15 protein-coding genes are annotated in these 12,870 nt (G+C 72.5%); 5 read left to right on the forward strand and 10 right to left on the reverse strand.

The window, feature by feature from the left end:
* Positions 1 to 100: 100 nt before the first annotated feature.
* Complete coding sequence (locus tag ACMCNN_RS16775; RefSeq protein ID WP_412741436.1) at positions 101 to 514, forward strand: CBS domain-containing protein; 414 nt, start codon at positions 101 to 103, stop codon at positions 512 to 514.
* Between the two features lie 84 nt (positions 515 to 598).
* On the forward strand, positions 599 to 1,021 hold the full coding sequence (locus ACMCNN_RS16780) for a DUF6582 domain-containing protein (RefSeq protein WP_412741437.1): 423 nt from the start codon (positions 599 to 601) through the stop codon (positions 1,019 to 1,021).
* A gap of 56 nt (positions 1,022 to 1,077) precedes the next feature.
* Here the strand turns inward: ACMCNN_RS16780 and ACMCNN_RS16785 are convergent, their stop codons facing one another.
* Both ACMCNN_RS16785 and ACMCNN_RS16790 read right to left on the reverse strand, forming a co-directional pair.
* The gene (locus ACMCNN_RS16785) at positions 1,078 to 2,166 is read right to left on the reverse strand and encodes an enolase C-terminal domain-like protein (protein ID WP_412741438.1); all 1,089 of its coding nucleotides are present in this window, start codon (positions 2,164 to 2,166) and stop codon (positions 1,078 to 1,080) included.
* Positions 2,166 to 2,375 (reverse strand): hypothetical protein, encoded by a 210-nt coding sequence (locus ACMCNN_RS16790; RefSeq protein ID WP_412741439.1) that lies wholly within the window; start codon positions 2,373 to 2,375, stop codon positions 2,166 to 2,168. Before ACMCNN_RS16790 ends, ACMCNN_RS16785 begins: the two co-directional genes overlap by 1 nt.
* Positions 2,376 to 2,535: 160 nt before the next feature.
* On the opposite strand from ACMCNN_RS16790, the gene ACMCNN_RS16795 reads away from it, so the two are divergent.
* Complete coding sequence (locus ACMCNN_RS16795) at positions 2,536 to 3,549, forward strand: SDR family oxidoreductase (RefSeq protein WP_412741440.1); 1,014 nt, start codon at positions 2,536 to 2,538, stop codon at positions 3,547 to 3,549.
* Between the two features lie 27 nt (positions 3,550 to 3,576).
* On the opposite strand, the gene ACMCNN_RS16800 is transcribed toward ACMCNN_RS16795, so the two are convergent.
* Positions 3,577 to 4,425: a Rieske 2Fe-2S domain-containing protein gene (locus tag ACMCNN_RS16800; protein ID WP_412741441.1), complete on the reverse strand. Its 849-nt coding sequence runs from the start codon at positions 4,423 to 4,425 to the stop codon at positions 3,577 to 3,579.
* A gap of 90 nt (positions 4,426 to 4,515) precedes the next feature.
* Here ACMCNN_RS16800 and ACMCNN_RS16805 point away from each other — a divergent pair, with 90 nt between their 5' ends.
* Positions 4,516 to 5,736 (forward strand): PP2C family protein-serine/threonine phosphatase, encoded by a 1,221-nt coding sequence (locus ACMCNN_RS16805; RefSeq protein ID WP_412741442.1) that lies wholly within the window; start codon positions 4,516 to 4,518, stop codon positions 5,734 to 5,736.
* Positions 5,737 to 5,747: 11 nt separating this feature from the next.
* Here ACMCNN_RS16805 and ACMCNN_RS16810 read toward each other — a convergent pair whose 3' ends face one another.
* The 5 genes from ACMCNN_RS16810 to ACMCNN_RS16830 all read right to left on the reverse strand — a co-directional run bounded on the left by ACMCNN_RS16810 (position 5,748) and on the right by ACMCNN_RS16830 (position 9,280).
* The gene (locus ACMCNN_RS16810; RefSeq protein WP_412741443.1) at positions 5,748 to 6,047 is read right to left on the reverse strand and encodes a PRC-barrel domain-containing protein; all 300 of its coding nucleotides are present in this window, start codon (positions 6,045 to 6,047) and stop codon (positions 5,748 to 5,750) included.
* Positions 6,037 to 6,408, reverse strand: a complete 372-nt coding sequence (locus tag ACMCNN_RS16815) for a hypothetical protein (protein WP_412741444.1) — start codon at positions 6,406 to 6,408, stop codon at positions 6,037 to 6,039. Before ACMCNN_RS16815 ends, ACMCNN_RS16810 begins: the two co-directional genes overlap by 11 nt.
* A 1-nt stretch (position 6,409) precedes the next feature.
* Positions 6,410 to 7,642 carry an NRAMP family divalent metal transporter gene (locus ACMCNN_RS16820; RefSeq protein ID WP_412741445.1) on the reverse strand — a complete coding sequence of 411 codons (1,233 nt, stop codon included), beginning with the start codon at positions 7,640 to 7,642 and terminating at the stop codon, positions 6,410 to 6,412.
* The gene (locus ACMCNN_RS16825) at positions 7,639 to 8,070 is read right to left on the reverse strand and encodes a hypothetical protein (protein WP_412741446.1); all 432 of its coding nucleotides are present in this window, start codon (positions 8,068 to 8,070) and stop codon (positions 7,639 to 7,641) included. Before ACMCNN_RS16825 ends, ACMCNN_RS16820 begins: the two co-directional genes overlap by 4 nt.
* Positions 8,071 to 8,203: 133 nt before the next feature.
* On the reverse strand, positions 8,204 to 9,280 hold the full coding sequence (locus ACMCNN_RS16830) for an NAD-dependent epimerase/dehydratase family protein (RefSeq protein ID WP_412741447.1): 1,077 nt from the start codon (positions 9,278 to 9,280) through the stop codon (positions 8,204 to 8,206).
* 104 nt (positions 9,281 to 9,384) lie between these two features.
* Here ACMCNN_RS16830 and ACMCNN_RS16835 point away from each other — a divergent pair, with 104 nt between their 5' ends.
* Entirely contained in the window at positions 9,385 to 11,640 is a 2,256-nt protein-coding gene (locus ACMCNN_RS16835; RefSeq protein WP_412741448.1) for a catalase, read from the forward strand.
* A gap of 104 nt (positions 11,641 to 11,744) precedes the next feature.
* Here the strand turns inward: ACMCNN_RS16835 and ACMCNN_RS16840 are convergent, their stop codons facing one another.
* Together ACMCNN_RS16840 and ACMCNN_RS16845 are read right to left on the reverse strand one after the other, a co-directional pair.
* Entirely contained in the window at positions 11,745 to 12,044 is a 300-nt protein-coding gene (locus ACMCNN_RS16840; RefSeq protein WP_412741449.1) for a hypothetical protein, read from the reverse strand.
* Entirely contained in the window at positions 12,041 to 12,859 is an 819-nt protein-coding gene (locus ACMCNN_RS16845) for a hypothetical protein (RefSeq protein ID WP_412741450.1), read from the reverse strand. The genes ACMCNN_RS16840 and ACMCNN_RS16845 overlap by 4 nt, the downstream gene beginning before the upstream one ends.
* Positions 12,860 to 12,870: the final 11 nt, after the last annotated feature.

Consider the following 12,870-nt stretch of genomic DNA (forward strand, 5'->3'; position numbering starts at 1 on the left):
CGGAATCCGGCGAAACGCGGGCGTGGCCGGGAGGCCGGAGTGGTTGCCGCGGTCCACCGGGGGTACCACCCCGGTGTTCGGACCGAGAAAGGACATCAGCATGACCACCGCACGCGAGATCATGAGCCCCGACGTCACGTGCATCGGGGAGCGGGAGACCCTGGCCGACGCGGGCCGCAAGATGGCCGACCTCGATGTGGGATCGCTGCCCATCTGCGGCGACGACAACCGCCTCAAGGGCATGCTCACCGACCGCGACATCGTCACGAAGGCGGTCGCCCAGCACCGCAACCCGGAGGAGATGACAGCGGGCGAGCTGGCGCAGGGCAAGCCGGTCACCATCGGCGCCGACGACGACGTCGCCGAGGTGCTGCGCACGATGGCCAGCCACAAGGTACGCCGGTTGCCGGTGATCGACGGCCACGACCTCATCGGCATCGTCGCGATCGCTGACGTCGCCAGGGCCCTGCCGGACCGCCCGGTGGGCGAACTGCTCGACACGATCAGCCGGTAGCCGCGCCGGTCCCCTCGCCGGGCTGTTCCGTTCCGGTCCGGCGGCAGGCGCATGACCGGCGCCGGGACGGGTAGCCAGAGGTGCATGGCTAGCAGAAGAACGCATCCACTGGACGCCGAGGACCGCAACGCGTTGCCGGACAGCAGGTTCGCCTTCCCCCGGCTCCGCAAGGAGCCGCTGACCGACGCCGCGCACGTACGCAACGCCATCGCCCGCTTCGACCAGGTGCGCGATGTCAGCGACAGGGAACGCGACGAGGCGTTCCGGCGGATCCAGCGGGCCGCCGACAAGTTCGGCGTACAGATGAGTGAGAGCCGGTGGCAGGAGCTGGGCAAGCCGTCGGCAACCCGCACGTCGTCCGACAAACCCCGGACCGCCACCAGGGCCGAGCGGGCCGCCGCACCGCGGTCGAAGGCCGATCTGTACGCCGAGGCCCGCCGCCGCCACGTGAAGGGCCGTTCCACGATGACCAAGGACGCGCTGCAGCGCGCCCTGCAGGGCACCTGACCGATGAGGGACGCAGGCCGTGGGGGCGCAGCGCCGCACCCCACGGCTTGCGCGTGTCAGGCCCGCAGACGCATCCCGTGGCCCGGCCGGTCGCACTGCGGCCGCAGGGTCCCCTGGTGGACGGTGTCGAGGCCGGCGAACAGGACCGAGTCGGCGTACACGTGGTCGGCGAACCATTCCGCGTGACGCAGGTTGGGCAGTGCGGCGCAGGCGGGCGCGTGCAGGTGTGGGCCGCAGTGCGTGGAGACGCGCAGCCCGTGGGAGTCGGCCACGGCCGCGGCGGCGAACAGGCCGGTGTAACCGCCGCACCGGGTGGCGTCGACCTGGAGGCAGTCCACGGCGCCCGCCTCGCACATCCGGCGGAAGTACTCCACGGTGGTGCCGTACTCCCCCGCCGTGATCTCCGGGAGCACCGCGGCACGCAGCAACGCCAGGTCGGCGGGCCGGTCGGAGGAGACCGGCTCCTCGAACCAGGTGACCCCGAGCCGGGCGGCCTCGGCGGCGACCCGCAGCGCCGGTTTGGTGTCGTAGCCGCCGTTCGCGTCGATCATCAGTTCGGCGGCACCGTCCACGGTGTCCCGCGCGATCGCGATCCGCTGCAGGTCCCGGGCGATGTCGTCGCCGCCGTCCTGCGCCACCTTGATCTTCACGGCGGTCATCCCGTCGTCGCGTACCCATCCGGTCAGCTGGTCGCAGAGCTGGTCGTCGCTCATGCTGGTGAAGCCGCCGCTGCCGTAGAGCGGGACGGTGTCGCGGCACCGTCCGAACAGGGTGGTCAGCGGGATGCCGAGCAGTTTCGCCTTGAGGTCCCACAGGGCGACGTCGACGGCGGAGATCGCGTACGAGACGAGGCCGGGCGTGGGCGCGTTGCGGCCGGCCCGCCGCATCCGCAGGTGGGCCCGGCCGATGTCGTGCGGGTCCAGTCCGCGGACGGCCGGGGCGAGGACCTCGCCGACGACGTCCCGGATGGCGGCCGGGCCGTACGTCCAGCCCAGTCCCTGCTCGCCGCCCGCGGCCGCGACGACCGTGACCACCGTGGTGGCCGACCAGGCCAGGGTGCCGTCGGCCTCGGGTTCGGGCAGTGGCACGCGGTGCGCGGCGGCCCGGAGACCGTCGACGGTCGGCCGCGGGTCCATCGTGGTCATCACCGGGTCCCCTGGATGCGGTGCTCGAACAGGGTGCCGGCCGCCGCTGTGTGCGCTTGACCGCGCCGGAACGCGCCCGCGGACGCGGTGGACCGCGCGGGGGTGACCGCGCCGGGCACCATCCGCTCGCGGGAGTTGTGGTGGCGCGCGCGATCGCGATGGCGTACGGCCAGCCTGGCGATCATGGCTTCGGCAGCGATTCGACCCATGCGAGCGCTGTACCCGCGAACGTGGCAGCGATGCCGGCCGCCGGGAGAACTTTGCCACCACTCGCCCGGAATCCGCCCCGGAACGCGGTGCTCGGGTGTCACGGATGCGCCGCGGGGGTATGTGCGGGACGCAGCCCGTTCCGTACCCGAGGAGGCCATCATGCCGGGGCGCGTTTCCCGAACCGTCGTGATCACCGGGGCCAGCGGCGGTATCGGCCGCGCCACCGCGCGGCGGCTGGCCGCCCGCGGTGACCGGCTGGTCCTGCTGGCCCGCGGCGAGGCCGGGCTGACGGCCGCGGCGGACGAGGTCAACCGGGCCGGCGGCACCGCCCTGGCGATCCCGGTCGACGTCGCCGACGCCGACGAGGTCGCGGCGGCGGCCGCGCGCGCCGAGGACGAACTCGGCCCGATCGACGTGTGGATCAACAACGCGTTCACCTCTGTGTTCGCGCCCTTCACCAGGGTCGACCCGGCGGAATTCCGCCGGGTCACCGAGGTCACCTACCTGGGCTACGCGTACGGCACGCGGGCCGCGCTGGACCGGATGGTGCCGCGCGACCGGGGCACGATCGTCCAGGTGGGATCGGCGCTGGCGTACCGCGGCATTCCCCTGCAGAGCGCCTACTGCGGCGCCAAGCACGCCATCCAGGGTTTCACCGAGGCGCTGCGCTGCGAGCTGCTGCACGACCACAGCCGGGTACGGGTGACCATGGTGCAGATGCCCGCGGTGAACACCCCCCAGTTCGGCTGGGTGCGTTCCCGGCTGCCGCGCCACGCCCAGCCGGTGCCGCCGATCTTCCAGCCCGAGGTGGCCGCACGGGCGATCGAGTACGCCGCCGACCACCCCCGCCGCCGGGAGTACTGGGTGGGCGGCTCGACCGTCGCCACCCTGCTGGCCAACGCCGTGGCCCCCGCGCTGCTGGACCGCTACCTGGCCCACACCGGGTACGCCGCCCAGCAGACCGGTGAGCCGCACGACCCGCACGACCCCGGCAACCTGTGGAAGCCCGCCGACCAGGAGGTGGACCACGGTGCGCACGGGGACTTCGACCGCCGGGCGCACCGGCGCACCGCCCAGCTGTGGGCGTCGCAGCATCACGGCCTGCTGGCGCTGGGCGCGGTCGCCGTGGCGGGGGCCGCCGCCGCGGTCGGCCGTAGCCTCCGCGGCAGCTGACCGCCGTTCGAGGCCGGCGCCGCCCGGTCAGGGCTGGCGCAGTTCCACCATGCCGTCGTGGACCCGTGTGGGCACGGTGGGCTGGTCGCTGGCCGCCGGGCCGTGCACCACCGCGCCGTCCGTCAACCGGAACGTGCTGCCGTGCCAGGGGCAGACCACGCAGGCGCCGGGTCCCTCGCCGACGATGTCGCCCTCGCCGAGCGGGCCGGTCTCGTGCCCGCACCGTTCGATCAGGGCGAAGACCTGATCCCCGGTCCGGTAGAGCAGGACCGGCACGTCACCGACGGTCCGTACGGTGGGTTTGCGGTCGGGCAGGGAGGCCAGGGAGCAGACCGCCGTCCACTCCTCCGGAATGCGCGCGATCTCGGGGACGGCCTGATTGGTGCCGGCCCCCTGCGCGAACGACAGGTGACCGCCGAGGTACGCGCCGAGCCCGGCCGACGTGAGGCCGGCGAAGCTGAGCACCCGGCCGCGGGTGTCCCGGCCGTTCAGGCGGGCGACCAGCGACGCGGCGTAGAGGCCCACCGCGACCGCGTTGGCGGCGGCGTGCACGAGGCCGACCCGGCGGCGGTCCCGGGTCATCTGCGACCAGTCGAGCCACCCGGCGGCGACCGCGGGCGCCGCCGCGCCGGTGCCGATCGCGATCAGGGTCGTCGCCGCGCGACGCCGACCGGGCATCAGATCGAGAACCGCCGCGGACAGGAACGCGCTGATCGGCACCTGCACCAGCACGGGGTGCAGCGGATGGCCGAGCCAGATGCCCTGCAGGAGGTCGCGCAGCCGCTGCGGCCGGACCACCTTGGTGACGGCCGTCTGCAGCCGGTCGCTGACCGGGTCGAGTGAGCGGGCTTCCTGGAGCCTGGTGAGGGTCTGCATCCTTGCCGGATTCCCCCGCCACGCGGACGGAAAACACTCGCCGAAGCGGTCGGATCTGTCCTGATCATCCGAGGCTATACGCTGACGACCGTGGGGGCAGACAAGCGGTTGCGTGATGACGAGCGACTGCGCCGCCTCGAGACTGTGACGGACGCCACACTGTCCCGTCTCGAGGTCGCCGACATGCTCGACGAGCTGCTCGAACGTGTCCGCGACCTGCTGGACACGGACACCGCCGCGATCCTGCTGGTCGACCCGCACTCCCAGCAACTGGTCGCGACCGCCGCCAAGGGCCTGGAGGAGGAGGTACGCCAGGGCGTACGGATCCCGCTCGGGCGCGGCTTCGCGGGCCGGATCGCCCAGACCCGCCAGCCCGTGCTGCTGGACGAGGTCAACCCGGACGACGTGTTCAATCCCATCCTGATCGACAAGGGGCTGCGCTCACTGCTCGGCGTACCGATCTTCGTCGGCGGTGAGGTCATCGGCGTGCTGCACGTCGGGACCATGAACCACCGCGACTTCACCCGGGAGGACCTCAGCCTGCTGCAGCTGGCCGCCGACCGCGCCGCGGTGGCCGGGCAGATCCGCAGCCGCAAGGTCGAGCAGGCCGCCGCGCTGGCGTTGCAGCGCAGCCTGCTCCCCGGCACCCTGCCCCCCATCGACGGACTCTCCCTGGCCGCCCGGTACGTGCCCGGCCACGAGTTCGGCATCGGCGGCGACTGGTACGACGTCTTCAAGCACCCGTCCGGCTGGCTGGGCGTGGTCATCGGCGACGTCGCCGGGCACGGGCTGGCCTCGGCGGTCGTGATGGGCCGCGTCCGCAGCGCGCTGCGGGCGTACAGCCTGATCACCCACGACCCCGGCGAGTTGCTGACCATGCTCGACCGCAAGGTCCGGCACTTCGAGGCCGGCAGCCTCACCACCGCCTGCTACGCGATGATCTCCCCGGACCGGCGGACGCTGATGGTCTCGTCCGCCGGGCACCTGCTGCCGGTGCTGGCGACGCCGGACCGGCCCACCGAGCTGATCGACGCGCCGGTCGACCCGCCCCTCGGGGTGGGCAGGACCACCCGCGGGCGGCACACCACGACCGTGGACCTGCCGCCCGGCGCGCTGCTGATGTTGTACACCGACGGTCTCGTGGAGCGGCGCGGCGAAGTCATCGACGTCGGCCTGCAGGCCCTGGTCGACGCGGTCAAGCCGGACGATCCGGAGTCCGCCTGCCTCACCGTGATGAGCGACATCGGGCTGGCGAAGCCGACCGACGACATCGCCATCCTGGCCATCCGGCGCGATCCCGACGACACCTGACCCCGCCGCCGTCAGGTGGCCCCCGGCCGGTCGAGGCCGGACTTCGCGAAGGGCACCACGGTCTGATTGCGGCGCAGGATGTGCCGGGCGAGCCTGTTCACGATCGGCGGCCCGGTGATCTCGTCGCGTTCGTAGCCGAGCAGCCGGCCCCACGGCCTCTGGACCACGAGTACGGCGGTGACGCGTTGCGTACCGTCGGGACCGGTCTCGGTGATCAGGTCGGCGACGGCGCCCAGCGGCCGTCCCCGGTCGTCGTGGACGCGGCGGCCGAGGAGATCGCTGGCGCGGACGGTGCGCGGTTCAGGACTCATGCCCGGCTCCCGGGATGCGGCCGATGACGTGATCACGCAGCCACGCCTCCAGTGGCGGGTCGGGCAGCAGCTCACGGCGGACGTTCAGGGTGATGGCGCTGCCGAACTCGGCGACCAGGTCGATGCTGATCCGCGGTGGCGGACGGTCCGGGTCGTCGGACAACCGCCGGGCCATGCCGGCGAGCATGCGTCCCAGGATGCCGCCGATCCGCTCGCCGAGGGCCTGCTGCCCGAGCAGCAGGGCGCTGACGTGTACGGTGCCGTCGGCGTCCCGGGTCAGCTCGACGTCGTCGACCTTTCCGACGGGCTCGCCGTCGCGGTCGACGATCTGCCGATCGAGCAGGTCGAAGCCGATGAGCATGTCATCCGCCTCCCATCCGGGTAGTGATCATCAGCGGGATGGCAGCGATCGCCGCGGCCAGCACGATGAACATGTAGACGACGCCGATGGTGTTGGCCAGCCGCCCGTTGACCCGGTCACCGAGATACTCGCGGTCGTTGGCGACCACGAAGATCGGCAGGTAGGTCAGCGGCAGCGCCACCGCGCTGAACACCAGCGTGTACTCGGTGAGCTGGATCGGGTCGATGGACGTCATGAGCACGGCCGCGCCGGTGAGGATCGAGACGATCACGACGGTGTGGAACCGGGTGGCCTCCTTCGGCCGGTGGAACTTGCCCCAGCTCCAGCCGAAGTACTGGGCGACCGTGTAGCCGGCCGACAGCGACGTCTCCATGGCGGCGCCGAACGTGGCACCGAAGAAGCCGAGGATCGCGGCGGCCAGCCCGAGCTTGCCGAGCGCCATCGCGGTCGGCATGGCCACCTGCGACAGGTTGTCCACCGAGGCGGACAGCGGGTGGAACACGACGGCGGAGGTCAGCATCAGCGCGAACGCCAGCAGCCCGCCGAGCGGGAAACCGAGGAACACGTTGACCCGCGAGGTGAGCAGGTCCTTGGACGTCCAGCGTTCCTCCACCGCACCGGAGGAGAAGAAGAACACCTCGTACGGGGTGAGCGCGGAGGCGAACAACGCGACCGCGAAGAACCAGTACGTGCCCCAGTCCTCGCCCTGCGGCGGGCCGGGGTGGGTGGCCTGGCGCAGGAGTTCGGCGGTGTCGGCGGGCAGCCGGAAGAACGCGATCACGAACACGATCAGGAACAGTCCCAGCAGCCCGAACACGTTCTCCAGCACGCTGAACTTCACCCGCCACAGCGCCACCCACAGCACGAACGCGACGACCGGCACCCACAGCAGGTAGTGCACGCTGGTGGCCAGTTGCAGGGCGAGCCCGACGCCGCCGACCTCCGCGCCGAGGGTCAGCACGGTGACCAGCAGCGAGCCGGTGAGGTTGGCCAGCGCGACCCGCGGCCCGAGACGCTCGCGGACCAGATCGAAGACGGGGCGGGCGCTGACCGCGCTGACCCGGCCGCTCATCTCCGCGTACGCGCAGATGCCGATGACGCCGACGAGCAGCACCCAGGCGTGCGAGATGCCGAAGCGGGCGCCGGCCTCGCCGTTGGCCACGATGTCGCCGATGTCGACGAACCCGCCGATGGCGGTGAGCACGCCCAGTGCGACGGCGAAGATGCGTTTCACTGGTGTGCCGTGATGAAGTCGTCGAGCCGGTCCGCCAGCTCGTCCAGCCGCGCGACGCCGTCGCGCAGTGCGCTGTCGTCGGCGGCTTCGGCGGTGTCGCCGAGGGCGACGACGGACCGCGCCAGCAGCGGGCTGAGCTGGTCGCGCAGGTCGGCGGAGGCACTGTCGGGCGGGCCCTGGGCGGCGAACTTCTTCTGCGCGCCGGCCAGCGCGGCGGTGGCCTCGTCGAAGGCCGTCGTGGCGAACGGCCCGGTCAGGTTCCCGGCGAGTTCCTGCCGGCCGATCAGTCGACCGGTCTCCGTCGCGTCGTGCGCCGACCCGGCGACCTGCAGCACCGTACGCAGGTACTTGCTGGGGTCCGTGGGGCGGGCCACCTGGTAGGCGACGCCGAGCCACATCGCGGCCACCGCGACCCCGGCGATCGTCATGCGGGCCGTCCGCCCGCGCGACACGGAAGGTCCGCTCGTCGATGCCTGATCCATGGGTGTTCCGTTACCACGCCGGTGGACTCCTGAAACGCGGCCGGTGTTGCGGCCCCGCCGGTCGGCAGGGCCCGCCCGGTCAGTAGGGATCGCCGCTGCCGGGCAGGCGGCCGTGCACCAGGCCGCCGGGACGCCCGGGCAGCTCCGGGCCGGCCGACAGCGGGGGGCTCGGCGCCCCGGCCCGCTCGGCGATGCCGGCGACCAGCTCGCGCAGGGCCGACACGGCGTCGTGCGCCGGACTCCAGCCGAGTTCGTGGGCCGCCCGCACACACGACATCAGCGGCGCCTTCAACGCCAGGTGGACCCACCCGGCGTCGACCGGTTGCAGGCGCAACCGCCAGCTGAGCCCGGCGGCGAGGGTGAGGGCGGGCCCCGGCACCGGCACGCGTACGCCGTGGAAGACCTCCGCCGCCACCGCCGCGTCGAGCACCGGCTCGGCGGCGAGGTTGAAGGCGCCCCGGACGTCGGCGCGCAGGATCCGGGCGTACGCGTCCGCCACGTCATCCGCGTGCACCGCCTGCAACCGCAGCCCGCGGTGCGCCGGGATGAGCGGGATGCGCTGCCGCCGCAGCAGGCGAGCGGGCAGCAGCGGCCCGGCGAAGTACCGGGTGATCTCCATCGCCGCCGCCCGCTGGAAGATCAGGCCCGGCCTGACGCGCACCACCCGCAGCCCGGCGTACTCCGACTCGATCTCGTCGAGCATGTCCTCGACGAGCACCTTGTGCCGGCTGTAGGAGGACCGCCGCACACCGGCGCGCGGGTACTCCTCGGTGACCAGGTCCCTCTTGGGCCCGGGCGAGTAGACGCCGATGGACGACGCCTGCACCAGTGCGCCGACTCCGGCGCTCAGGGCGGCCCGGGCGATCTCCCGGCTGCCCAGCACGTTGGTGCGGAACAGCCGCCGGGCATCGTGGCTGGGCTGGATCTGCCAGGCCAGGTTGACCACGGCGGCGGCGCCCCGGAACACCTCGGCCAGCAGTCCCGATGCCCGCTCGGCGGCCACGTCCACCGAGTGCCACTCGACGTCGCGGTAGACGTCCACCGATTCCGGGATCCGCCGGGCGACCCCGACGAGTTCGAGATCGGGCTCGGCCCGCAAGCGGCGCAGCAGCGCCGTACCCACGTTGCCCGTCGCACCCACGATCACTACGCGCATGAGTCCGACGTACCCCGGCACCGGCGATCGAACCGGCACGTTAGCGGCACGACGGTCCGGGTAACTGGAGCGAATCGGACACCCCACTCCTAGGAGCCGGTCAGATGGATCCGCGCAAGCCCGCCGAGGCGGTCAAGGACGCCGTGCAGCACGCCACCGCCACGCTCACCGACGCCGCCGCACCGCCGGTGCCGGGCGCGCCCGGCAGCGGCACCCCGCCCCTGGCGGAGCCGACCGAGCCGCGCGAGCCGCTGCCCCCCAAGCCGGAGCAGGGCCACCCGGAGCCGCGTACCCCCACGGGCGCGGTCACCGGCTGCCCGGCCGGCGCGTACGCCCAGCAGGGCGAGTTCCTGACCACCGCGCAGGGGGCCCGGCTGCGCGACACCGACCACTCGCTGAAGGCCGGGGCGCGCGGGCCGATCCTGCTGCAGGATCACCACTTCCGCGAGAAGATCACCCACTTCGACCACGAACGGATCCCCGAGCGGGTCGTGCACGCCCGCGGCGCCGGAGCCCACGGGGTGTTCACGGGGTACGGCACCGCCGACGCGATCACCCGCGCCGGGTTCCTCCGGAAGGGGTGCGAGACTCCGGTCTTCGTGCGCTTCTCCACGGTGCTGGGATCGCGCGGCTCGGCCGACACGGTACGCGACACCCGCGGCTTCGCGACCAAGTTCTACACCGACGAGGGCACCTTCGACCTGGTCGGCAACAACATTCCGGTGTTCTTCATCCAGGACGCGATCAAGTTCCCCGACGTGGTGCACGCCGCGAAGCCGCACCCGGACCGGGAGATCCCGCAGGCGCAGAGCGCCCACGACACGTTCTGGGACTTCGTCTCCCTGCATACAGAGGCGCAGCACCACACCATGTGGAACATGTCCGATCGGGGCATCCCCCGCTCGTACCGGACCATGGAGGGGTTCGGGGTGCACACGTTCCGGCTGGTCAACGACGCCGGTGACACGGTGCTGGTGAAGTTCCACTGGAAGCCCCGGCTGGGCGTGCACTCGCTGGTCTGGGAGGAGGCGCAGCTGCTCAGCGGGTTCGACCCCGACTTCCACCGCCGCGATCTGTACGACGCGATCGAGGCGGGCGCGTACCCGGAGTGGGAGCTGGGCCTGCAGGTCTTCCCCGACACGCCCGAGCAGACGTTCGCGGGCATCGACCTGCTCGACCCGACCAAGATCGTGCCGGAGGAGCTGGCCGCTGTGCAGCGCGTCGGCAAGCTGGTGCTCAACCGCGTCCCGAGCAACTTCTTCGCCGAGTCGGAGCAGGTGGCGTTCCACCTCGGCAACCTGCCGCCCGGCATCGACGTGACCAACGACCCGCTGCTGCAGGGCCGCCTCTTCTCCTACCTCGACACCCAGCTGACCCGGCTGGCCGGGCCGAACTTCCCGCAGATCCCGATCAACCGCCCGCACGCCCCGGTGAACGACATGCTCCGCGACGGCTTCCACCAGCACGCCGTGCACTCGGGGGTGGCGCCGTACCGGCCCAACTCGCTGGACGGTGGCAACCCGTTCCGGGCGGGCGACGGGGAGAACGCGTTCGTGGACGTGCCGGTCCGGGTCGCGGAGGCGCCGAAGATCCGGGCGAACCCGGTGTCCTTCTCCGATCACTTCAGCCAGACGCGGCTGTTCTGGCAGAGCATGACGCCGGTCGAGCAGGAGCACATCGTCGCCGCGTACACCTTCGAGCTGGGCAAATGCTACGAGCGGGCCATCAAGGAGCGGCAGGTGCAGTGCCTGGCCGACATCGACCCGGTGCTGTGCGAGCGGGTGGCGGCGGGGCTCGGGCTGCCCGTACCGAAACCGACGAGGCCACTGGCCGAGGTGGCCCCGAGCCCGGCGCTGTCGCAACTGGGCCGGGAGTGGCCGGCCGACGGCCGTACCGTCGGCATCGTGGTCGGCCCGGAGGCCGACCTGGCCGGGGTGAGAGCGGTGCGGGAGGCGGCCCTCGGCGCCGGGCTGGTCCCGCTGGTCATCGCGCCGCACGGCGGGCAGGTGGGCGACCTGACCGTGCAGCGCACCTTCGACGCGGCCCGCTCGGTGGAGTTCGACGGGCTGTTGCTGGCCGCCGCGCCGCCTCCCGCGCCCGGCGCGGTCCCGGCCCGCGACGCCAGGACGGGCACCGCCGACCCGGCACCGATCGACCCACGGGTGCTGCGCCTGGCCGAGGAGGCGTGGCGGCACGCCAAGGCGATCGGCGCCTGGGGCGACGGCATCGCCGTCCTGCGGGCGACGGGCATCGCCGACACGCCCGGCGTGATCTCTGCCTACGCCGGACCCGACACCTTCGCGGCGGTCCAGGAGCTGCTGGCCACCCACCGGGTGTGGCAGCGTTTCCCGACCGTCTGACCAGGACGCCGGTGGCCGTCACACGGGGTGCGGCCACCGGTCCCCCGGCGGGCGGCGGCCCGCTGCACCGCGGTCGACTGAGGCGGCCGCGTGAGCGGGCCCGTTCAGTCGAGGACTGGTCCTGCGGGCTGTCGACGCGGTGTGGTGTGGTCGCGGAGCACGTACTGGCGGCCCGGAGCGCCGTGACTCGCCGGCCCTCCCGGCGCCGGGCGCCAGGGCGCGATCTCCGCCCGGTCGAGCAGGCCGCCGATCTCGATCGTGCTTCCGGCCAGGCCGCCCCAGTCGGGCAGGCGCTCGATGTACACCGGCGTGCCGTCGCCGACCAGCAGCACCGCACCCGCGGCGGCGTCACCCGCGATGCCGCGTAACGTCACGCGCCGGCCCACGAGGTCGTCGATGGTCATGGGTGCATCCGTGCGAACGTCACCGCGAAGGTCTGGCGGTCGAAGTCCAGCAAGGGACGGGAGTAGTACCGCAGGGTGCTCTGATACACCTTCATCCCCGGTTCCGCGTGGTTGGCGTGCCACCAGTTGCCGCTGCCCTCGTCCAGCCAGCCGTAGTCGAAGTTGACATATCCGGGCTTCGCCCGGTAGCGGTAGTCGGTCATGTCGACCTGGTCGGTCGCGGGATCCGGGCGGAAGGCGCGCTCGGCCTGCTCATCCGTCCACGAGGGGTCCTGCTTGGAGTAGAAGCGCTTCGAGAAGATGACGGCGGTCCACTGGGAGGTCGGCCCGCCGGGCAGCGAGTCGGTGACGTTGTCGATCCGACTCAGCAGCGGGTCCTGCTCCACGGCCGTGACGAACCGGGCGCGGGTCGGGTTGGTCGCCAGGATGTCGTTGATCGCGTTCTGGACGTTCCGGGCGGTCGCGAATGTCCCGAACGACATGCCGAGCGGCGGGTTGATGTTGCCGCGTTCCAGGTTGACGGTGGTGACGCCGATGCAGCCCCGGGCCAGGGCGTTCCGTTCGTCGGCGGTCATCGGCCGGCCGTACTTGCGCTCGAAGAATCCGACGAACTCGTCCACCGACCAGCTCTTGGTGCTGACGCCAGGGGGTAGCGCGGGGGCCAGCGGCGCCAGTTCCGTGACGGTGGCGGCGTTGGCGTTCGCCCGTGACCGTTCCGCGGGCCCCACTTCGGAGACCGGCGGTGGTGTCGCGGTCAGCGCCGGAGTCGGCGAGCGCGGATCGGACTCCGTGGCCAGCGCCGGAGCGGCGGCCACCGGAGAGATAC

Origin of the sequence: Krasilnikovia sp. MM14-A1004 (assembly GCF_047159485.1) — a bacterium.
In the GTDB taxonomy this organism is placed as follows: domain Bacteria; phylum Actinomycetota; class Actinomycetes; order Mycobacteriales; family Micromonosporaceae; genus Actinoplanes.

What these genes read in the sequence shown, in the direction of transcription:
- ACMCNN_RS16825 (WP_412741446.1), bottom strand. Translation starts at nt 8,070, where the DNA reads ATGACGATCGCCGGGGTCGCGGTGGCCGCGATGTGGCTCGGCGTCGCC.
- ACMCNN_RS16795 (WP_412741440.1), top strand. Translation starts at nt 2,536, where the DNA reads ATGCCGGGGCGCGTTTCCCGAACCGTCGTGATCACCGGGGCCAGCGGC.
- ACMCNN_RS16780 (WP_412741437.1), top strand. Translation starts at nt 599, where the DNA reads ATGGCTAGCAGAAGAACGCATCCACTGGACGCCGAGGACCGCAACGCG.
- ACMCNN_RS16785 (WP_412741438.1), bottom strand. Translation starts at nt 2,166, where the DNA reads ATGACCACGATGGACCCGCGGCCGACCGTCGACGGTCTCCGGGCCGCC.
- ACMCNN_RS16815 (WP_412741444.1), bottom strand. Translation starts at nt 6,408, where the DNA reads ATGCTCATCGGCTTCGACCTGCTCGATCGGCAGATCGTCGACCGCGAC.
- ACMCNN_RS16775 (WP_412741436.1), top strand. Translation starts at nt 101, where the DNA reads ATGACCACCGCACGCGAGATCATGAGCCCCGACGTCACGTGCATCGGG.
- ACMCNN_RS16800 (WP_412741441.1), bottom strand. Translation starts at nt 4,425, where the DNA reads ATGCAGACCCTCACCAGGCTCCAGGAAGCCCGCTCACTCGACCCGGTC.
- ACMCNN_RS16810 (WP_412741443.1), bottom strand. Translation starts at nt 6,047, where the DNA reads ATGAGTCCTGAACCGCGCACCGTCCGCGCCAGCGATCTCCTCGGCCGC.
- ACMCNN_RS16835 (WP_412741448.1), top strand. Translation starts at nt 9,385, where the DNA reads ATGGATCCGCGCAAGCCCGCCGAGGCGGTCAAGGACGCCGTGCAGCAC.
- ACMCNN_RS16790 (WP_412741439.1), bottom strand. Translation starts at nt 2,375, where the DNA reads ATGGGTCGAATCGCTGCCGAAGCCATGATCGCCAGGCTGGCCGTACGC.
- ACMCNN_RS16830 (WP_412741447.1), bottom strand. Translation starts at nt 9,280, where the DNA reads ATGCGCGTAGTGATCGTGGGTGCGACGGGCAACGTGGGTACGGCGCTG.
- ACMCNN_RS16840 (WP_412741449.1), bottom strand. Translation starts at nt 12,044, where the DNA reads ATGACCATCGACGACCTCGTGGGCCGGCGCGTGACGTTACGCGGCATC.